Source organism: Sulfurimonas sp. RIFOXYD2_FULL_34_21 (assembly GCF_001830805.1).
Taxonomy (GTDB): Bacteria; Campylobacterota; Campylobacteria; order Campylobacterales; family Sulfurimonadaceae; genus Sulfurimonas.
The window spans coordinates 20,292-41,747 of the sequence record NZ_MICH01000011.1 but is presented as its reverse complement, the minus strand read 5'-3'; the positions used below and the strand labels follow the sequence as shown (position 1 = coordinate 41,747).

Annotated in this window: 19 protein-coding genes; 10 read left to right on the top strand and 9 right to left on the bottom strand. The window is 36.3% G+C overall.

Features of this window, described 5'->3' with window-relative positions:
* Positions 1–92: 92 nt before the first annotated feature.
* The 3 genes from A2530_RS07800 to A2530_RS07790 form a co-directional block, all read right to left on the bottom strand.
* Positions 93–917, bottom strand: coding sequence for a GIY-YIG nuclease family protein (locus A2530_RS07800; RefSeq protein ID WP_294883416.1), 825 nt, complete (start codon positions 915–917; stop codon positions 93–95).
* A 78-nt stretch (positions 918–995) separates the two neighbouring features.
* Positions 996–1,232: a DUF2442 domain-containing protein gene (locus A2530_RS07795; RefSeq protein ID WP_294883417.1), complete on the bottom strand. Its 237-nt coding sequence runs from the start codon at positions 1,230–1,232 to the stop codon at positions 996–998.
* Between the two features lie 9 nt (positions 1,233–1,241).
* Complete coding sequence (locus tag A2530_RS07790; RefSeq protein WP_294883419.1) at positions 1,242–1,511, bottom strand: DUF4160 domain-containing protein; 270 nt, start codon at positions 1,509–1,511, stop codon at positions 1,242–1,244.
* 257 nt (positions 1,512–1,768) lie between these two features.
* Between A2530_RS07790 and folE the strand changes: the two genes are divergently transcribed.
* Positions 1,769–2,353 carry a GTP cyclohydrolase I FolE gene (gene folE / locus A2530_RS07785; RefSeq protein ID WP_294883421.1) on the top strand — a complete coding sequence of 195 codons (585 nt, stop codon included), beginning with the start codon at positions 1,769–1,771 and terminating at the stop codon, positions 2,351–2,353.
* Positions 2,354–2,380: 27 nt separating this feature from the next.
* Complete coding sequence (fliI, locus tag A2530_RS07780) at positions 2,381–3,691, top strand: flagellar protein export ATPase FliI (protein ID WP_294883423.1); 1,311 nt, start codon at positions 2,381–2,383, stop codon at positions 3,689–3,691.
* Here fliI and A2530_RS07775 read toward each other — a convergent pair.
* The 5 genes from A2530_RS07775 to A2530_RS07755 all read right to left on the bottom strand — a co-directional run bounded on the left by A2530_RS07775 (position 3,675) and on the right by A2530_RS07755 (position 11,840).
* Positions 3,675–5,819, bottom strand: coding sequence for a WD40 repeat domain-containing protein (locus A2530_RS07775; protein ID WP_294883425.1), 2,145 nt, complete (start codon positions 5,817–5,819; stop codon positions 3,675–3,677). The two genes, fliI and A2530_RS07775, sit on opposite strands and share 17 nt — an antisense overlap.
* A gap of 89 nt (positions 5,820–5,908) precedes the next feature.
* Positions 5,909–6,883, bottom strand: a complete 975-nt coding sequence (locus A2530_RS07770) for an MBL fold metallo-hydrolase (RefSeq protein ID WP_294883427.1) — start codon at positions 6,881–6,883, stop codon at positions 5,909–5,911.
* A gap of 99 nt (positions 6,884–6,982) precedes the next feature.
* Positions 6,983–8,461: an FAD/NAD(P)-binding oxidoreductase gene (locus A2530_RS07765; protein WP_294883429.1), complete on the bottom strand. Its 1,479-nt coding sequence runs from the start codon at positions 8,459–8,461 to the stop codon at positions 6,983–6,985.
* A gap of 136 nt (positions 8,462–8,597) precedes the next feature.
* Positions 8,598–10,199: a single-stranded-DNA-specific exonuclease RecJ gene (gene recJ, locus A2530_RS07760; protein ID WP_294883430.1), complete on the bottom strand. Its 1,602-nt coding sequence runs from the start codon at positions 10,197–10,199 to the stop codon at positions 8,598–8,600.
* A 12-nt stretch (positions 10,200–10,211) separates the two neighbouring features.
* Positions 10,212–11,840 (bottom strand): CTP synthase, encoded by a 1,629-nt coding sequence (locus A2530_RS07755; protein ID WP_294883432.1) that lies wholly within the window; start codon positions 11,838–11,840, stop codon positions 10,212–10,214.
* 140 nt (positions 11,841–11,980) lie between these two features.
* On the opposite strand from A2530_RS07755, the gene A2530_RS07750 reads away from it, so the two are divergent.
* The 7 genes from A2530_RS07750 to A2530_RS07720 all read left to right on the top strand — a co-directional run bounded on the left by A2530_RS07750 (position 11,981) and on the right by A2530_RS07720 (position 20,195).
* On the top strand, positions 11,981–13,603 hold the full coding sequence (locus tag A2530_RS07750; RefSeq protein ID WP_294883433.1) for a cation:proton antiporter: 1,623 nt from the start codon (positions 11,981–11,983) through the stop codon (positions 13,601–13,603).
* Between the two features lies 1 nt (position 13,604).
* On the top strand, positions 13,605–14,435 hold the full coding sequence (locus A2530_RS07745) for an HAD-IIB family hydrolase (RefSeq protein ID WP_294883435.1): 831 nt from the start codon (positions 13,605–13,607) through the stop codon (positions 14,433–14,435).
* Positions 14,425–15,693: a sugar MFS transporter gene (locus tag A2530_RS07740; protein ID WP_294883437.1), complete on the top strand. Its 1,269-nt coding sequence runs from the start codon at positions 14,425–14,427 to the stop codon at positions 15,691–15,693. The genes A2530_RS07745 and A2530_RS07740 overlap by 11 nt, the downstream gene beginning before the upstream one ends.
* Positions 15,690–16,535, top strand: coding sequence for a D-hexose-6-phosphate mutarotase (locus tag A2530_RS07735; RefSeq protein WP_294883438.1), 846 nt, complete (start codon positions 15,690–15,692; stop codon positions 16,533–16,535). Before A2530_RS07740 ends, A2530_RS07735 begins: the two co-directional genes overlap by 4 nt.
* Positions 16,536–16,596: 61 nt before the next feature.
* Positions 16,597–16,845: an iron oxidase oxidoreductase gene (locus tag A2530_RS07730; RefSeq protein WP_294883440.1), complete on the top strand. Its 249-nt coding sequence runs from the start codon at positions 16,597–16,599 to the stop codon at positions 16,843–16,845.
* A 9-nt stretch (positions 16,846–16,854) separates the two neighbouring features.
* Entirely contained in the window at positions 16,855–19,332 is a 2,478-nt protein-coding gene (locus tag A2530_RS07725) for a 2-oxoacid:acceptor oxidoreductase subunit alpha (RefSeq protein ID WP_294883441.1), read from the top strand.
* Complete coding sequence (locus tag A2530_RS07720) at positions 19,332–20,195, top strand: thiamine pyrophosphate-dependent enzyme (RefSeq protein ID WP_294883442.1); 864 nt, start codon at positions 19,332–19,334, stop codon at positions 20,193–20,195. The genes A2530_RS07725 and A2530_RS07720 overlap by 1 nt, the downstream gene beginning before the upstream one ends.
* On the opposite strand, the gene A2530_RS07715 is transcribed toward A2530_RS07720, so the two are convergent.
* A complete protein-coding gene (locus A2530_RS07715; RefSeq protein WP_294883443.1) occupies positions 20,185–21,159 on the bottom strand; it encodes a lytic murein transglycosylase in 975 nt (324 codons plus the stop codon). The two genes, A2530_RS07720 and A2530_RS07715, sit on opposite strands and share 11 nt — an antisense overlap.
* A 143-nt stretch (positions 21,160–21,302) precedes the next feature.
* Between A2530_RS07715 and A2530_RS07710 the strand changes: the two genes are divergently transcribed.
* On the top strand, positions 21,303–21,446 hold the full coding sequence (locus tag A2530_RS07710) for a hypothetical protein (protein WP_294883445.1): 144 nt from the start codon (positions 21,303–21,305) through the stop codon (positions 21,444–21,446).
* Positions 21,447–21,456: the final 10 nt, after the last annotated feature.

The following is a 21,456-nucleotide window of genomic DNA, read 5'->3' as shown; positions in this document are numbered from 1 at the left end:
TTTCAAATAACGTCTCACATTACCGGTAGCTAAAAGCATAGCTAGAGCCGAGCTTTTTGCTGACCTAGTACATGTGATTGTTATACCTTGCTTTAATTCTTGTTATAGCCAAAACTACCCCTTGAAAGAAATACCTCTTTCCAAAAACTTTCTCTTTCAATTATTACCTTGTCATCAACTTTCATTGGATGGTATTCAAGTAATGATAATCTAAAATTATCTATTGCGTAATTAGGTCCTTCTTTTTTAATAAGTTTTGTAAGTTCGTTATTCCAACCATGACTTGTTTCAATGTAGCAACGCCATCTTGACCAAATACCAGAATCTCCATATGCAGAACCTATGTATTTTTTTCCATTTAATTTGTCGATAATTACATAAACTCCCTTTATATTTTTTAATGCCCCTTTCCAATCTGAGTTTTCATTCTTAATAATTGGGGCTAAAATTTTAAAGTCGTGGTTTATATTTTCATAACCTGGAAATAGTTCACCAGAATAAGGCTTTTTTAATATTTCGGATACTAGCATTTTATTTAGATAGTGTTCTAAATAAAATGCTCTTCCCCTTGATGGTTTTTCTAATTCAATTTTTAACCTTCCTACATAGCTAGAGTATTCATCTAATTCTTTTATCTCATAGCTATAATTATTTGGAGTGTCATCCCTCTTTATTACCTCGTAAATGCCACCAAATAACCAAATATTATTTTCAGGGTAAAAGTCAATTAATGAAAAAATATATTTACGGGAGAATTCATTTTTTGTATTCTTCCATGTATTCCATCTAAACCATTCATTTTTATCTCTTACATAAATATCAAGTGGTTGGTTTTTACCATTCCAACGGGCAGCATGAAATTTAAACAATTTTGGCTCTTCAATCTGAATAATTTTTGTAATTGGTATGTCACTCATTCATCTTTCCTTTAGTGTATAATGTTTCAAATGAGCCAATAAATTTCCGCTAGGTAACTTATTGGCTACTATGTTTCGTTATGCTGAGTGGCTGTCTAAGTACAAAGTGTCAGGAGATAAGTCTTGACCATTTGCCCACTGAATAGAATCAAAATGTGGTTTTACTGTTTTAAAATAATTTTTGTCTTGCAGTTGCTTGAAAAAACCTTTATCAATATATGGTTTCATATCAAATATTCTAACTTCCCCATTATCAAATGTTAGTAGTATTTGATAATCATCTTGAGGTTTTACATCTGTAATATTCGGTGTCATTATTAGCTCCTATTTTAGAGGTTCAATTTTAAAAACTTCTTCACCTTTAATGGCTAATTCCCAATCAGCTATTAGCTCATCTTGATGAATTTCAATCCACGCTTCAACAAGTTTTCTTTTGTTCGTTTTCATCTCACCTTCCAATATATTTCCTTCAGGAATTGTGAATATAGCTTGTTCGCCTTGATACTTTACATGTATATGAGGAAGTTTATGTTTTCTATTGTCAAAATAGTACATGGAGATGATAATCCCATAAAACATAGAGATGATTGCCATTTACAATTCCTTTAATTTATTTTGAATAATTATAACATTTTTAAATTATGTATCTTTAAAAATAAAACTTACTATAATAAATATAGCTGTGCTCAATTTTGGGATAACATGCAAGTAAAAAAGAAACTTTTAGATTTAGTTAGCTACAAAAGATAGAGTTTTATCGACAATGTAAAATTCTCAAAGTGATTTAATCACATCATTTTCTCAGCTATTTCTTGATACTCTATCGTAATAAAAACTTTAAAGGTATAACATTGTCCGATAAACAAGATACAAAATTTGAAGATGCCGTAAAAACCATGATGTTTCATGTTGGAGAAGATCCGAACAGGGAAGGGCTTTTAAAAACTCCGCAGAGAGTCAAAAAAGCTTACGAGTTTATTTTTGGCGGTTACAAAGAAGACCCTAGAGAGATTTTAAGGTCTGCACTCTTTACCAGTTCAAACGATGAGATGGTTCTTTTAAAAGATATAGAATTTTATTCTACATGTGAACATCATCTTCTGCCTATAATCGGTCGTGTACATGTAGCATATATACCAAACGGCAAAGTGGTAGGACTCTCAAAAATACCTCGTGTCGTAAATGTTTTTGCCCGTCGTATGCAGATTCAAGAGCAGTTAACCGAGCAGATAGCAGACGCAATTATGGATACAATACAGCCAAAAGGTGTAGCGGTCGTTATTCAAGCAAGACACATGTGCATGGAGATGAGAGGTGTTGAAAAAATCAATTCTACAACAACGTCTTCTGCACTTCGCGGTTTGTTTAAAAAAGATGAAAAAACAAGAAGTGAGTTTTTCTCTTTGATAAACTCTCCAAATGGTTCTCGTTATTAAGCTCTCTGCAATGTAAGGGGATTTTTGATGCCACTCTCCTCAATCAAAGATAAAATCTCAAATAAAAGATACTCGGTTGCATTTGGCGAAGTTGTCAAAATAAATGCGACCGTTATTACTGCGCGCGGGCTTAAAGTAAGTATTAGCGACATTGTAAAAATTATCTCAAATGATACTGCTCAAGAGACTATCGGGATGGTTACCGAGATAGACGGTGCTACGTTTTTTATAACTCCTTTTAGCTTTGTTGAGGGATTTTGCTCAGGCGATAGAGTCTTTTTAGATCAGACCGGTTTAAATATCCCAGTAGGTCAATCTCTGCTCGGACGCGTTGTAGATCCGTTTATGAGACCTATTGACGGCAAGGGTAGTATAAACGGATCAAAACTCTCAGCGATAATAAAATCGCCCATAGCTGCCATGAAGCGTGGCATGATAGATGAGATTTTTAGTGTCGGTGTAAAGAGTATAGATGGACTTTTGACATGTGGAAAAGGTCAAAAACTCGGTATTTTTGCAGGAAGCGGTGTCGGGAAATCTACTCTTATGGGGATGATTGTAAGGGGTTCGGAAGCACCCATAAAAGTTGTAGCACTAATCGGTGAGCGTGGTCGTGAGGTACCTGAGTTTATAGAGAAAAATCTAGGCGGCAATCTGGAAAATACGGTAATCATTGTAGCAACTTCGGATGATTCCCCTTTGATGAGAAAATACGGCGCATTTGCAGCTATGAGCGTTGCAGAATTTTTTAAAGATCAGGGCTTGGATGTTCTTTTTATTATGGACTCCGTTACGAGGTTTGCGATGGCTCAAAGAGAGATAGGACTAGCCCTTGGTGAACCGCCGACATCAAAAGGCTATCCTCCTTCATCTCTATCGCTTCTTCCGCAGCTTATGGAGCGTGCCGGTAAAGAGGAAGGAAAAGGTTCTATTACCGCATTTTTTACGGTTCTTATAGAGGGTGATGATATGAGCGACCCGATTGCCGATCAGTCACGCTCTATTTTAGACGGGCATATCGTACTCTCGCGTGAGCTTACCGATTTTGGTATCTATCCGCCTGTCCACATACTAAACTCTGCCTCAAGGGTTATGAATGATATAATTTCTCCTGAACATTTTAGGGCGGCAATAAGATTTAGAAGACTTTATACACTTTTAAAAGAGAATGAGGTTCTTATACGCATTGGAGCATACTCAAAAGGTACAGATCCTGAACTTGATGAAGCTATAAATAAAAAAGAGGCTATGGAGAAATTTCTGATTCAAGGCTCAACATATAAAAGCCCATTTGGCGATACTTCAGAGACTCTCTTAAAACTTATGGGTTCTTCATAATAATATCAGATTCTCTCCAGCTGTCTCTTGTAGGTCTTTGCAGTTGAATCTGCGTTATTGCTAATTTCAACCCTGAAACATCTTCGAAAATCTTCATTATATGGTTGATTTCACTGTCTGTACCAAATATATCGATATAGGTGTATATTATGGCTTCAGCACCTCTAAAACTCTTTGTATCCATTAGATTTTTAATTCTTACATGGAAGCTGACTCGTATCAGGTCGCCGATTTTAGTATGCCTTGTAGATAGTTCGATAAGGTTGCCGAGCGTTTTTTTTATATCTCTAATATTTCCATCTAGTGCATACTCTTCACATTTTTGCATAAGTTTTGACCAATGCTTTTCTAAAAAAAGACCTAGCTCTATAGTTTTTAAAAATTTATGTATGTCTAAAATTTCATAACATTTTTTAAAATCATCATCTTCGTAAGCCTCTTTAAGCAAAACAACATGTTTACATTTTTGATAAAGTTCTTCTACTCTTTTAGATATTGCAGGTATCTCGTTTACTGTAGTTAAAAGCTCCTGTGCCTGTGTTACTTCTCCAGTTTTTATATTTGCTTCTATTTCTAAAAGAGTCTCTTGTATTTGATTGTTCAGAGCTATATAATTTGGGATTTGTTTAAATATTTCATTGGCTTTAACAAGCTTATCTACTGTTTTAAAATCTTTGTTTTGAATTGCCTTTAACAGTTCAACAAACTCTTTGTTTTGAGTTAGAAGAAGTTTAATAAGCGGTTTTTTTGATGCAATTGTGTTGTATTGGCTAAGGATAATCTTTGCCGTTGCGAGATTATTTTGCAATATATGTTTTTGAGCATTAAAAAAGGCAACTTTAAAAGTTTGTTCCATTTTTTTATATTGCGGTGTATGTTTAAGCGGTTCAAATTTAGAACACATTGCGTAAGCAAGAGCATACTTTTTTTCTAGAAAGAGAGTTTGAAATCTGCCGTAGTTTTTAAAAGCATTAAATAGTTCTTTTATCTTACTCTCTTTAGATTTTACGTTTTTATATAAGTCTAAAATATTGAGTGCCGTAGTAGTATTTTGATTTATAAGTGCTTCGGTTGCCTCTTTGTAGCTCTTTTCATACTTCTTTTCAAGTATTTTATGTTCTAAAGAACCTTGAATCATAGGCTCTTTTTCAACTAATAAAAATGCCTCTTCAAGAAGACCTTTAGCAATTAGTGATTTTAATTTGACGATTCCTGGGAGTTTTACTTCTACAATGTTATTATTTTCAAGAGCAATTACTAACGAGTCACTTTTTACGATATCAATTCTGTTTATTTTAGTCTCTAATTCTATATATTTGCTATGGGCAATTTTATAGTTTTTTATATCAATAATAGTAATTATATTAGATTTGCCGCTAATCATTATATAGTTTGGATTTGACATTACTATAATCTGCTTTATCTCTAAAATTAGCGTATTTATACTTTTATAACTATTATTCTCATTTAGTGATATAACTTCTACTACACCGTTGTTTTTACCGCAAATAAGAGTATTTTCATCTAAGAAACATAGAGCATCTATCCGAATTTTGTTATGAGTGATAACATTTTTATCTGTCTGCGCAAGTAAATTAATAACTATAATAGCGCCGCCGCTACCGCTACAGGCAAAACTATCTTTATAAAAAGCAAAAGAGCTCACAAAAGTTTTATTTATCGCCTTTTTTAAATCAACACCCGACACATCATATGGAAACGAGCAGAGTCTTGAGAGCAGAGATGAACTGTTTATCTTATATTGCAGTACTCTTGCGTTTTTGCTTCCTGCGATTATATATTTAGAGGACGAATCAAAACTAATAATGTCTATTTCTTCATCATGTAGTTCTATAGTATTGATAATTTTTTTTGATTCTATCTCTATTATGTAAATTGTTTGAGTATTGACTAGAGCAAAAAGTTCTGAGTTTGGGCTAAATGCAGAGACGTATGCAACTGCCGAATTAAGGTGTATATTCGAGATGCTTTTTTTAATTTCACAATCATCAAAATCAAATATTTTAATCCCATGAAACTTAGTCGCATAAGCAACAAGCGAACTGTTTAGAACTTTTAACGCTACAACGTCCGATTTTGCTCTTTGGCACTCATATATTTTAGGCATTAAATATTATAAATTAAAAAGGTGTTATTTGAACTGAAATTTTAAATTAATAGATGAGTTTTGAGCCATAAAAATATGGCTCTTTGAGTTTAGAAATCTTTTGCTTCTACTTCCGAGAAAGCTTTCATAAGATGTTTACCCATTTGGCGGTCAAATTCATCCCAAGACTGATAGTCTTTAAGCTCTGCTGCTACATTTGCTTTAACTTCATAACTCTCTTTGCCGTCTTTATAAGCTTTTTTAGCCCATTTTAAAACAGTTTTAAAGTAGTTTAAGAAAGGGTCTATTACTTTATGCATCTCATTTGATGGGCCGTGTCCAGGAACATACAGGTCATATTTTCTATAGCCGTTTCTTTGATTGATAATATCTTCAAGAAGCTCTATATTTCCATATACGCTTGAACTCTCATCCATGCCGCCTAATCGACAATCCATAAGGTTGTCTCCGAGCCATAAAACATTAGATTCTACATGTTCTATCAAAATGTCCGTATCGGTATGTGCACGCTCCGGATGAAATATTTTAAAAGTGTGTCCGTCAACTTTAAGAATATCGCCGTCTTTTAAAACTTTTGTAGGGAAAGGAAACGGTCCGTCAGTACCTTTTAGGTTCTTTGAAAGTCCCTCTAATATGTTGTACCATAATCTAGCATCACCATCTTTAGCGGCTTTAATCATATTTGGATGAGCATAACTCTGTGCATTTGGATATGCTTCGGCAAATGCTTTACCCGCAAACCAATGGTCTCCGTGTTTGTGTGTATTTAAAATAGCAAGCACAGGTTTATTTGTAGCTTTTTTGTATTCAGCGACAATTTTTTTGCCAACGTTGTAGTTTCCTCCGGGATCAATTACGATAGTACCGTTTTTGCCTTCTACGAATGATGGGTTATTCATAAAACCTTCATTCTCTACACTTGGATTTTCCGGTGGTCCATGCATAATCCAAACATATTTGTTTACTTTTTCAAATTTAAAATTACCGAGCTTGCCTAAAGTAAGAGCATTTAACGATAATGAAAATACCATAGCAACTAAAGCTAAAAAGGTAGCTTTTTTCATTTTATCTCCTAATATTTATTATTTTGGGTTTTATTGTGAGGGGTATTATACTTGTACGAAGTTAATCTCCCCATAGAAGGGAGATTAATAAAGCTTTGGTTACGCTTTACCTGAAAGCATACCATGAATAGTCATAGGTTTAAGAGCATAAACTTTTAGTAACCACATAATCCATCTCTCTTGAGTTGGATCTAATGGGAACGATGGAGTAGGTTTTTTAGTCCAGTTAAACTCAGCTAGCATAACAGTACCGATACCTGTAATTAGAGGACAAACAGTATAACCGTCATATTTAGCTGTAGGCTCTTTTCCGCCCATAGCAGAGACAACATTATCAACCACTACTTTGTATTGTTTACGAGCAGAACCACCAGTTTTACCCATTGGAACACCGGCACAATCTCCAACTGCCCAAACATTAGGGAAGAAAGATGATTGAAGAGTCTCTTTGTTTACAGCAACCCAGCCACCAGAGCCGATTTTTGATTTGCCTACAACATCTGGAGATTTCATTGGTGGAGCAACGTGCATGAAGTCATATTTGAACTCAACCGGCTCACCAACTTCAACTTCTTTCATAATTTTTTCACCCATCTCATCTTCAAACTCTTTTTTCTCCATACGCCATTTATTAAACGTTGCAGTTTTAGTAGCTACATCTACGGCTATTAGGTTATGTTTATAGTTTGCTTTAAACCCTCTTACTTCAAATTGCTTAACTATTGGAGTGTTGTAATCCGGAATACCAAATAGAGCACCATTGTTTGTATTGAAAGTAAGTTCAACTTTATCGCGAACACCTGCTTCAACAAGACGAGCATGTGTTAAATACATGATTTTAAGTGGAGCACCACCACATTTGATAGCCCCTCTAGGGTTGCTAAAAAGTGCTTGAAGTTTTTCAGGACCTTTATGAGCTTTTGCTTTAGCGATTAACTCTTGAATACCTTCCCATGTCGCTACTGCACCATCTTGGAAGTATAGAGAATGAAGACCATTTTTAGTTATAGTTTGTTTTGTAGCTGCATTATCTTTTCCAGAAGATGTAATTTCACCTTCTATACCTTTGATAAATGCATAGTTAAGATTTGCTCCGGCAGCAACAATAAGTTGATTGTAAGTTACTTCTTGACTTCCATCAACAGTTAACTTATTGTTATCTGGATCAATAGAAGTTACACTTCCTTTAATCAACTTAACACCGCTTGGTACATATTCATCTCTTTTGTAAACGATATCATTTATCTTCCAAACACCAGATGCAACCAAAGTTTGTCCCGGTTGGTATGAAACAGAAATAGGATCAGGTTCGATAACAGTTATATCTGCATTAGATATAGAGTTGTTAAGACGAGCAGCAGTACTCATACCTGCTAAACCACCACCTAAGATAACTATTTTACCTTTTACGTCTGCTGAAGAAGCACTTGCAGTTGACGTACCAACAGAAGCACTTGCTAAAACAGATGCAGCCAACGGAGACATTGTTAAATATTTTAGAGCTTCACGACGAGACATAATCTCAGGGTGTTTATCTACTTCATTTAAAATCTCTTTTAAAATCTCATTCTTTTTCATGTATTTCCCTTTTTTTGTGATAAAGTTATCAATTCTACATTCTTGAGCCTTAAGATAGTTTTAAATATTGCTCTTTTTGCTACTTTAATATGATTTTATGTGTTTATGTATCAGTTTTTAAAATGAAAAAATTAATTTAATAATCATATATTTTATTTATAATAAGTTGAACTGATACAGCGTTGTTATATTCATTTTTAGCGATTTTATAACTACATGTAAGCTTTTTTTCTTTAGGAAATTGTATAACTTTTTTAAATAATACGAGTTCAATAATTTTTTTATCATGAGTGAGTTGTCTAACTCTTATTTTTGAGTGAGATTTATCTTTGCCGAAATAACTTATTTCTAAAATTTCGGCATCTTTAATTAAGAATGACGGTCGTAAGTTTGCTTCACCGTATGGCTCAAAATATTCTAAGAGGTTTAAAATTTCAAAATCTATTTCACTGCTTGGAATTATTCCTATAACTTCATCAAGCGAAATAAAATCATTAGAGTCCAATCTTGATGCACTTTTATTAATTGCATTTTTAAAAAAGTCTATATCTTGCTCTCGCAACCCTAAACCTGCCGCCATCTTGTGTCCGCCGAATTTTGTCAAAAAAGAGCTGTTGTTTTTAATAAGTTCATATATATTGATGTTGCCGATACTTCTGGCACTCCCTTTTGCAATGCCTTCTTTTATAGTTAGTACGATTGCGGGTTTTGAGAAGTGTTCTACAAGTCTTGCTGCTACTATTCCTGCGACACCTTCATGCCATCCATCCTTCGCTACAACTATTAAGGCATCATCATTGTTTGCAAGTTCCAATGCTTCTATTGTCGTTTGCGCTTCTACATTACGTCTTAGTTCATTAAGCGTATTTAATTTTTCAAATTTTTCATAAGCTATGTCTATTGATTGTGCAGTTAAAAACTCAAGTGCTATTTTAGCGTCTTCAAGTCTGCCTGCCGAATTTATGCGCGGTGCAACCTGAAAAGCTATATCTTCAGAGGTTATGGAACTTTTATTTAAAAAATCTCTAATTATTATGCAAGAGGGTCTGCTAGAGGTTGCTAAAATTTTTAAGCCCTCTTTTACAATGGCTCTGTTTATATTTGTAAGAGGCATAATGTCGGCTATAATCGCAATGGCTAGCAAGTCCAAAAACTCTTTCATATCAATAAAGAGATTTAACTCCTTTTTAACAACACCTAAAAGCAACCATGCAACTTGCGCTCCGCATATCTCTTCAAAAGGGTAACTACATGTAGAGAGTTTTGGATTTACGATAGCGTAAGCACAAGGCAGAATTTTTGGCGGAGTGTGATGGTCTGTGATAATAAGCTCAATTCCTCTTTCTTGACAAATATCAGCCGCTTCTATGGCACTTATCCCGTTATCAACGGTTATGATTAGCTCTGCGTCAACTTTTTTTAGGATATTTGGGCTAACGCCGTAACCGTCACTAAAACGGTTTGGAATGATTGCCTCTATAGGATATGGGATTTGCCTGAAAAATTCAACCATAATCGCAGTGGAAGTTACTCCATCAACATCATAATCTCCAACAAGAGCTATCTTTTTTTTCTCTCTTATCGCATCTGCTATTTTTTTTGCAGCTCTATTTGCATCATGGAGAAGTTCAGGATTTGGGATTTGGGAGAGTTTTTTCTCATCACTCTCAAATCTTTGAGAGAGGAGTTTAAAAAGAGCCGATTTATCTAATATAGGTACTTCATCAAAAATTTGCATCTTCTAAAGAAGCTACTCTTTTTGAGAAATATTTAGAGTAGCTTCTACAAATGCAAGTATCGATGGATTTGGAGTTTGAAGTCTTGATGTGAATTCAGGGTGAAACTGAACACCTAAAAACCATGGGTGGTCTTTTATTTCAACAGTCTCGATAAGCCCGTTTGATTCACCGGTTACAATCATACCTGCATCTTCAAGCTGTTTGCGGTAAGTAGGATTTGCTTCGTATCTGTGACGGTGTCTCTCATATATTGTTTTTGCTCCGCCGTAAGCTTTGCGTATAATTGAACCTTCTTTAGTATCACACGGATATTCTCCGAGTCTAAGAGTTCCTCCCATCGGAGATTTGTGTGTACGAAGCTGTGTATTTCCGCTTTGGTCTAAAAAGTTGTCTATAAGGTAAATCATAGGATAAGGAGTGTTTTCATCAAATTCAACCGAGTTAGCACTATCTAATCCAAGCACATTTCTAGCATACTCTACAAGTGTAAGCTGCATACCTAGACAAATCCCAAGATATGGAATTTTATTTACTCTGGCATATTCAATAGCTTTTATTTTCCCTTCAACACCGCGATTTCCAAAGCCCCCTGCAACCAAAACGCTATCGCAGTCACCAAGAAGAGCTTCTGCACTTCTCTCTTCTATCTCTTCGCTGTCAACCCAGTGAATATCAACACGGGTATCAAGATGCGCACCTGCGTGGATTAGAGATTCGGTTAAAGATTTATACGACTCTTTAAGCTCAAGATATTTTCCGACAAAGCCTACTACTACTTTGTTTTTGGGCTGAACAATTTTTTTAACTAGAGAGTCCCATTTTTCCATATCTGGATTAAGTTCGCCCAAATCAAGCTCTTTTGATATCGGTTTTAAAATATTTTGTCTTAAAAAAGATATAGGGACATCATAAATTGAAGCAGCGTCGAGCGCTTCTATAACACTGTCGTTTGAAACATCACAGCTCATTGCAAGTTTTTTCTTAAATGTTTTCGGCAGTGCATTTTCGCATCTGGCAATTATCATCTGAGGAGTAATACCGATACGGCGAAGTTCTTGAACGGAGTGCTGTGTCGGTTTTGATTTTAATTCGCCTGCAGCTTTTATATAAGGGATAAGAGTTACATGTACAAAGAATGTTCCTTCAACTTCATCATCATGTTTCATTTGGCGAATTGCTTCCATAAAAGGAAGACCCTCGATATCTCCGACCGTTCCGCCTAGCTCAACGATAAGTATTTCATGCCCCTCGCCAGCTTCTTTTATACGTTTTACGATTTCGCCTACTATATGTGGGATAACCTGTATAGTTTGACCTAGATAGCCGCCTGCACGTTCACGCTCTATAACGGCTGAGTAAACTTGTCCGGTCGTAAAATTGCTTGATTTAAGATAAGAGGTGTCTAAAAATCTCTCATAGTTCCCGATATCTAAGTCTGTTTCGGCACCGTCTCTTGTTACAAAAACTTCGCCATGCTCCAAGGGACTCATGGTTCCTGGGTCAACATTTATGTAGGGATCTATTTTTAACATGCCAACTTGTTTGCCGGAATGTTTAAGTAAAGTGCCAATACTAGCCGCTGTAATCCCTTTTCCAAGAGAACTTAAAACTCCACCGGTAACGAAGATGTATTTAGTCATGAAAAAACTCCCAAATGTTAAATATTAACGCGATTATAGTATAAGGTCTCTTAAAATTAAGTATAATAAATTACCATATATGAGCCTATCAAGGTTCTTTTGATACAATAACATAATCTTAAATAATTTGAAAGTTTTTAATGGATTTTGCACTCTTATACATAGTAACGGCATTAGGTATCTCTACCGTACTAAATCTTTTTTTAAAACGCTTCGGTGTTTCGCAGATAATAGGCTACATCTTAACGGGAACGATAATAGTTTATGCGTTTGATTTAAGACATATGAGCGATTCATCAACCTTAGAGCATATTGCAGAGTTCGGTATAGTTTTTTTGATGTTTACTATCGGGCTTGAGATATCTTTGGCAAAAATGAACAGCATGAAAATAGAGATATTTTTAAACGGCTTTATGCAAGTCGGTTTTACCGCATTGATAGTTTATGCAATAAGCCACTATCTTTTTTCGCTTGAATCCGTTTCGGCTATTATACTCTCTCTTGCTTTTGCACTCTCTTCTACGGCAGTAGTACTGAGTTATTTAAAGAGTTCAAAAGAGATACATAATCCATACGGACAAAGAGCAACAGGGATACTTATATTTCAAGATATTGCAGTAATTCCTATTCTTATTCTTTTGGGTTTTTTGACAAGTTCGGGCGATCAGTCGGTTGTACTTATACTTAGAGATACTTTTATAAGTGCCGTTTTAATTATCGGATTTATGTTTATAGTAGGTAAAAGAGTCATGACATGGCTGCTGCACTTCTCTGCGTCTAGCGAAGTTGACGAGCTTTTTATGGGTTCTGTTTTGTTTATAGTTGTCAGTGCCGCACTTTTTGCCTCTTATATGGGTTTTACGTACTCGCTAGGTGCTTTTGTAGCAGGAATGATTATAGCCGAGACTAAATATCATCATAAAGTAGAATCCGACATATCGCCTTTTAAAGATATCCTATTGGGGACGTTTTTTATCGTCGTTGGTATGAAGATAGACGTCTTCTTTTTTATGGACAATATCGGTCTAATCGTAGGCATATTTGTGCTTGTCTTAGTTTTAAAGACATTAATTACTTACGCCGTGCTTCGTCTTACCTCTTCACATGTACTCTCACTCAAGACGGCACTTGCTCTCTCTCAAGTAGGAGAATTCTCTTTTGTTATCTTTGCAGTTGCAAGTATGGGCGGATTGCTGGATAAAGAGCTGGAGTCTCTGTTTGTTCTTGTCGTTATATTCTCCATGATTGTAACCCCGTTTTTTATCTCTAAAATAAACAGATTTGTAAGTTATGTAAGTCATCATCAATATTTGGGACTAGATACTTCGGCATTTGTTTCAAGACGAGATCATGTAATCGTGTGCGGATATAGTATAGTAGGTAAATTCGTAGCTAAACATTTAGATATTCTTGATGCTCCGTACGTAATTATAGACAACAACCCAAAACATGTTCAAGAGGCTCTTGCCGAGGGGAAAGAGGCATATTTGGGAGATATGTCGAAGTTATCACTTTTAGAAGCTTTGCATGCGGAGAGTTCGGCGGCGGTAATCGTTACTCTTGATAATTTTGATAAAAAAAGAGCGGTTTGTGAAGCTGTGTTAAAACATACAAAAAATATCAACCTGATTGTTAAAATATCTACACTGGAAGAGAAAGACGGTCTGCATGATTTGAATATTACTTCTGTTGTAGATAGCAAGATGGAAGTAGGACGTGTGCTTGTCGAGAAGATGATTACATGTCAATTAAAGTACAGGTAAAATGAAAAATATATACATTACTGATTTAGACCATACGTTTTTACGAACCGATTTATCGGTAAGCTCTTTTACGAAAGAGGTTTGGAACTCTGTTGCGGCACACTCGATAGTAAGTATCGCAACTGCAAGAACCTATAAAAAAACCGTACAGTTTTTAGGCGGTGTTGACCTAAACGCTCCTATGATTCTTCTTGACGGTGCGCTTATTGCAACTATGGATAAAAAAATAATAGACACAAAATTTTTAAGTAAAGAAGTTGCAGATGCTATAATAGACGAAGGTGGCAAATTCGGGATTTTTCCGTTTGTTTTGGCTTTGGCAGATAAAAATCTAAATGAACTCTTTTTACACTCAAATATTTTAAACAGCGACCAAAAAAAAGTTTTATCACGATATAGCAAAGACGATAATTTAAGAGAGTGCGGTAATATCCGCGCTATGGATAATAATTTTAAGATTGTATATTTTGGAGAGGAAGAGCTTCTTAGAAAATTATCACTGCATTTAGAAGCAATTTTTGGAGACACCCTAAAGTATATTTTAGCACCCGAAGCTTATGTCGGATGCTATTTTTTAACGCTTTTGCATAAAGACGCGGATAAGTCGCATGCCATTAGAAGCGTGAGCGAATATGTAGGTTTTGACCTCTCAAAACTTACCGTATTTGGAGATAATTTTAACGATATCGGCATGTTTGAACTTGCCGGAATTTCGGTTGCGGTTGCTAATGCTCAAGAGGGCGTAAAAAAAGCGGCAAAAATTGTTTTGCCTCATACCAACGATGAAGACGCTGTTGCAAACTATCTAAAAGGTCTTAATGGTGGATACTAAATCTAATGTCGTTCCGATGGCGATTATAGGTATTTTGTTTTTTATATTCGGGTTTGTTACATGGCTAAACGGTTCGCTTATTCCGTTTTTAAAGGCTATATGCGACCTTGACGAGTTTGAAGCTCTTTTTGTAACTTTTGCTTTTTATATCTCCTATACTCTAATGGCTCTGCCGATGTCCTATGTGCTTGAAAAGACCGGCTATAAAAACGGTATGGCAATCGGTTTGGCCATCATGGCTATCGGAAGCCTGATTTTTATACCTGCAGCTCAGAGTGCTAGTTTTATACTTTTTTTGGTTGCGCTTTTTACATTGGCAACGGGGCTTACGATACTTCAAACTGCTTCAAACCCTTATGTAGTTTATATAGGACCTATAGAGAGTGCGGCAATGAGGATAAGCATTATGGGAGTTATAAATAAAAGTGCAGGGGTGCTTGCGCCGCTTTTATTTACGGCACTCATTCTCTCTGATATCGGTTCTTTGGAAAATTTATCCAGCCAGACAAAAGAGGCTCTTGCCGCAAAACTGATAACACCATACATCGTTATGGCAGTTGTTCTAACCGCACTTATCGCACTTGTAAAATTTTCTCCACTGCCTGAACTTGAATTTGAAAAAGATGAAAAGACAGATAATAAGAGTATATTTGAGTTTCCACATGTTGTTTTAGGTGCGGCGGCACTTTTCTTTTATGTAGGCATAGAGGTAATAGCAGGAGATACGATAGGGCTTTACGGACAACATTTGGGTCTTTTAAATACAACCGCTTTAACATCATTTACAATGGTTTTTATGGTTTTGGGCTACCTTGCGGGTATCTTTTTTATACCTAAATATGTATCACAAAAAAAAGCTCTTATCCTTTCTGCTCTTTTTGGGATGTTGTTTTTGCTGGGCGTTGTAGCCTCATCCGCAGAGAGCAGTTTTATTTCAACTGTTTTATGGGGATGGATGGGGATTAGAACTCTTCCAAATACTATAACATTTGTAGCTCTTCTTGGTTTAACGAATGCGCTTGTATGGCCTACAATATGGCCTTTGGCGCTTAAAGATTTGGGTAAACATACCGCTAAGGGAAGCGCGCTGCTTATCATGGCAATAGCCGGCGGAGCGGTTTTGCCGTTAATATTTGGAAAGATATCACATGTAAGCGGAGATATGCAGTCAACCTACCTTATAGGAATTATATGTTACATGTTTATCTTTTTCTATGCGGTAAAATGGCATAAGATAAAATCTTGGAGTGATTTATGATAGAGCATAAAAAACTCCGCAACGGCTTTGAATACATAGAAGTTGAGAACTCTTCGGCAAAAGCAAAAATAGCTCTGCAGGGTGCGCATATATTTGAGTACGTAAAAAAAGACGAAGAGTCATTTCTTTGGCTTAGCGAGATAAGTGACTTTGAGCATGGTAAATCAATCCGCGGCGGTATTCCTATCTGCTGGCCTTGGTTTGGAATGAATAGCAATAAGAGTCTTCCTCAGCACGGATTTGCCAGAGTTTTTATGTGGGAGTTTATGGATGGATACGAGATAGACGAAAACAGCACGTCAATTACAATGAAACTAACTCACAATGAAGAGACGTTAAAAATGTGGCAACATAAGTTTGAGCTTGAGCTACATGTAGTTGTTTCAGACAAGCTTATTGTTGAACTCAAAACTACAAATATCGATGACAAAGAGTTTGAAATCACACAAGCTCTTCATACATATTTTGCAGTTTCACATATCTCACATGTCAATATAAAAGGTTTAAACAAGAAACCGTATCTTGATGCGCTTACATGGAAAAAAGAGCTGCAAAAAGGGGATATAACTTTTAATGAAGAGGTTGACAGAGTCTATCAAGAAGTAGATAAGCAAGTGTTACTTTTAGATAAAAGTAGAACAATAAGCATTGAAAACGAAGGTTCATCATCCGTCGTTGTTTGGAATCCTTGGATAGACAAATGTAAGAGAATGAGCGCTATGAAAGATAATGATTACAAAAATATGCTCTGCATAGAGTCTGCAAATGCTTTTGATGATGCAAGAGTTATAAAACCAAATGAAGTACATACTTTAAAGAGTACCTATAATTGTTTATTATAATTTAAGAGAACAAAGAATAGAGTTGTAAAGAGATAATTAATTCTTAATTTAGGAGACGGTTATGAAATTTTCGACAAGAAGAGTTTTTTTAAAGTATATGGCGATATTGGGACTAGGTGTTTGGAGTACGACTCCGCTATATGCAAAAGCGGCAAAAGATAAGCTCAAGTATCAAGATACTCCAAAAGATGGGAAAAAATGTGTAGATTGTGTCCATTTCCTTGCCGCTACAAACGAATGCAAGGTAGTTGATGGTTCTATTAGTCCTGATGGTTGGTGTATGATATATCTTGAAGCTCCAAAAAAATAAGTAACACAGATGACTCTTGAAGAGCTTAGTCGCTTTAACGGTAAAAACGGAGCAAAAGCTTATGTGGCATATAAAGGACTTGTTTATGATTTAACAAGTAGTGATATGTGGGAAGAGGGTGAGCATCAGGGTAGCCATGAGGCCGGCGTTGATTTAACAGAAGCAATGGGTGATGCTCCTCATGCAGATGATGTTTTAAAAAACTTTAGAGTTGTAGATAAGCTTGTAGATAGTAGCTCTAAAATATTACGGCCAAAGCAAGAAGCTATAGTAGAAGCAACAGAACCGTTGAGTACAAAAGAGACCTTAAGTGCTAAAGAGAAGTGGCATAATTGGTACCAAATCTATCATCCGCATCCCGTAACCGCACATTTTCCCATAGTACTTCACTTCTTCGCCGCGGCTATGGATATAGCATTTTTTTTCTCGCCTGTTGAAAAATTTGAGCAGGGTACTTACTACGCTTTTCTTGCCGCAACACTTCTTGGATTGTTTGCTATGAGTGCAGGAGTTTTGAGCTGGTGGGTTAACTATAATTTTAGCATGATACGAGCGCTTGTAATTAAGCTATATACTGCAATATTTACACTAATTGTAGGAATGATTGGTATATATCTGCATATAATTGACCCGATGATAGCGTACAAAGATAGTATTGGGGCAATTTTTTATCATTTTTCTATCCTCATTACCGTACCTTCCGTAATAATTTTAGGGTACTACGGAGGCAGACTTACATGGTGGCGAGCAAAAACAAGTGATGAAGAAACTAATTTCAATGCGCCTAAACCAAATCACTCCAAAACGGTAGTTTTATCGCAGAATGATTTTACTATTATGATAGGAGGTTCTGCGGGTTCCGGTATCAAAACTATAGAAGATTTGCTCACGCATACATTTGTATCTATGGGGTACTCTATATTTTCTACAAAAGAGTACATGTCAAGAGTAAGAGGCGGAAGCAATACGGTTCAAATACGTATATCAGACAAAGATATTAGGTCTGCAAAATGGAAGCCTGATTTATTTCTTGGGCTTGATGAAGCTTCCCTCTTACATGTAAAAGAGCGCATAGGAGATGATACTCTGGTTATCGGAGGTCAAAATGAGAGTTTTTCAAACCATTTGAAAATATCTTTGCAAGAAGAGGCAAAAAAACATGTCTCAAAACAGCTTGTAAATACATTTGCGGCAGGGATGTTGTTTGCTTTGCTAAAACTTCCAAAAGAGGTGCTTGAAGAGAGTCTAAAGAAACGTTTTAAAGAAGATATGCACGAAGCAAATATTAAAGCACTGCAAGAGGGCTACATGTATGCTCAAACGCAAAAATCAGAGATTAAAAAACTCCCTGTTGTGGATAAAAGCAGAGATAAAGAGGTACATTACATAGACGGCACGACTGCTGCGGGTTTTGGTTTTTTAGCCGGAGGATGTAACAGCGTTACGTCATATCCGATGTCGCCATCAACCGGTGTTCTTGCTTTTTTAGCAGGAATGTCTAAAGAGTTTGATATAGCGGTTGAACAAGCAGAAGATGAGATTGCGGCGTTTAATATGGCTTTGGGAGTATGGTACGGCGGAGGCAGAGGATTGACTACGACATCGGGCGGCGGCTTTGCCCTTATGAGCGAGAGTATGAGTCTATCGGGTATGACAGAGACTCCTATGGTAGTCTATCTTGCACAGCGACCCGGACCCGCAACGGGACTTCCTACACGAACGGAGCAGGGCGATTTAAACCTTGCGCTTTATTCAGGTCACGGAGAGTTTGCGCGTCTTATTTTAGCTCCCGGGGATGCGTTAGAAGCTATAGAACTCGGACATTTGGCATTTGAGACGGCAGATAGATTTCAGATACCCGTCGTATATTTAAGCGACCAATATTTAGCCGACAGTGTGCAGAGCATACCAAAAGTTGATTTTGAGCTTTTTTCTCAAAACAGATATATTTCAAAAAGTGAGTCTGATTATCTGCGTTACAAACTTAACGATAGCGGTATAAGTGAGCGCTCAATTCCTGCTTATGGCGAAGGGTTGGTATGTTGTGACAGTGATGAGCATGATGAAAGAGGTCAGATAACGGAGTTGTACAAAGTTAGAGAAGCAATGGTGCAGAAGCGAAAGCATAAACTAGAACAGCTTAGAGATGCGGCAATAGCTCCACGTATTATGGGTGATGGGGATATTGCAATCGTAGGCTGGGGCTCAACCAAAGGTGCTATTTCTGAAGCTATATCTTTGCTTGATAACTCAAGACTAGCACAAATACACTTCTCGTGGATATATCCGCTAAAAAAAGAGCATCTTTTAAAACTACATGATACGAAGCATATTATCGTAGTCGAAAACAACTCTAATGCGCAGTTTGCAGATTTGCTTAAACTTAACGATATAAAAGTTGATGCGACAATCCTGCAGTCAAACGGTTTTGCTTTTTTCAGTGATACTTTGGTTGAAAAAATAGCACAAAAAGTAAGGGAGTTATAATGAACAAGGAGTTTATGCGTCACGATACCGACAATGCTTGGTGTCCCGGATGCGGAAATTTCGGTATTTTAAATATATTAACAGAAGTCTTACAAGAGCTTGAAGTAAAAAAACAGGATATAGTTTTTGTGTCGGGAATAGGGCAGGCGGCTAAGACTCCGCACTATCTTGACGTAAATATGTTCAACGGTCTTCACGGCAGGGCTTTGCCGGTTGCAACTGGAATAAAGATGGCAAACCCCGAACTTATAGTCGTTGCAGAGGGCGGTGACGGAGATATGTACGGCGAGGGCGGCAACCATTTTTTAAGTGCGGTGCGAAGAAACGTAAATATAGTTCATATCGTTCATAACAACATGGTTTATGGACTTACAAAAGGGCAAGCGTCTCCTACAAGTCAGAGAGAGTTTAAAACAAAAGTTCAGGTTAATGGTGTAAGTAATGAGCCGTTTAACCCTATTTTGACGGCTCTTTCGCTAAACGCCTCTTTTGTCGCAAGAGCTTATATGCAAAACAAAGAGCATACAAAGGGGATTTTAAAAGCGGCATTTTTACATAAAGGCTATGCGCTTATAGATATTTTTCAGCCGTGCGTGACATTTAACTCTCTAAACACATATGAGTGGTTTTCGCAAAACAGCTACATGATGGATGAAAATGAGCATGATATTTTAGATATCTCCTCGGCGATGGATAGAGCCAGAGAAACGCATCCTTTTGCTCTGGGCATATTTTACAAACAAGAGCGTAAAACTTTTGAGGAGTACCTTTGGAGTGATAAAAAGAGCCCAAAATCTCTACATGTAAAAAAACATGATATAAAAGAGATTCAAAAGCAGTTTGATAGATATACTATCTATTAAGGTCTTTTTGCGCTTCGTAAGCCAAACGCATCACTCCTACGGCGTAGTTTGAGGAGTTATTGTAAGACATGATTTTTTTGGTATATTCTCTTAAATAATCAAGCTCCTCTTTATCACATGTAAAGCATTTATACTCTTTGTCCGACCTTGTGTTTTTTGCATAAACAAACGAAGCATCCTCATTTTCAAACTCAAAATCGTACCATTTTGACTCAAGTTCTACAATGTCGGGTATCTTGCTCCAATCTATAAGTGTTGAAAAATCCGCTTTTTCATGTAAAAATTTACTTGCAGATACTATGGCATCCTCCATCTTTGTCAAATCCGCAGTTTTTGTTTTGTATCCCTCGGTGTATATAAAGCTGTTTGGCATAAATTGCGGTATTCCTATGGCTCCTGCATAAGAGCTGGGAAGATTACACTCATCGGGAATAATGTCTCTTTCGTAACAGTGGGTAATAATAGAGACCATATTTGTTTTGCCCATGCTTAAGAGCCATTTTTCGCGCTCACTGTTTGGTTTTGTTCTAACTACCAAAGTATTAAATACTATAAAAGCATCATGCTTTGGTTGAATTTTTCCAAGTCTTGTCTCTTTAATAAGTATAGCGGCTACAATCTCGCGATTTACGCCGAATTTCTCTTCAGCGTAATCATAAACCTCTGCATATTTTTTAAGATGTTCTACCATCTCAGGAATATACTTAACAAGCACGTTATTTGCTTTTTTCTCATTTTTTTTATGAGTGGTTATATATTTTGGTTGCAGATACTTAAAACTTATCTCATCAAATTTTTGTGTCTTAAAGTAAGATAGCAAAAACTCGTTTGCATAGTCATAAGATACACCGTTCTTTACTGCTTTGTTACAAACATCAACGTAGTCTTGATTTTCAAATTGGCAATCCGTGTATTGTGAAAAAAGTAGAGTACTTGATAATAGTGTCAATAATATTTTTCTCATTTGCTCTCCTTTTTTGGCATTGTTTAAAACTGCAATAATAACAGAATAGTTTTTATTATAGGTTAATGCTCTATTTTCAAGAAGCATTTATAATGCCTATTTTTGCTACAATACGAGAAAAAATATTATAGATAGGTTAAGAGATGGTAGATAAAGCTTGCGACAACAAAAAATGCATTAATAGTAAAGAGTGTGCGCGTTACGAATCATATAAAAACGGCAATCAGGATTATAAAACATTTAAAGGCACAGAAGTGAAAGGGTGCGGACAGTTTATACAAAAATAGAGTTATTTAG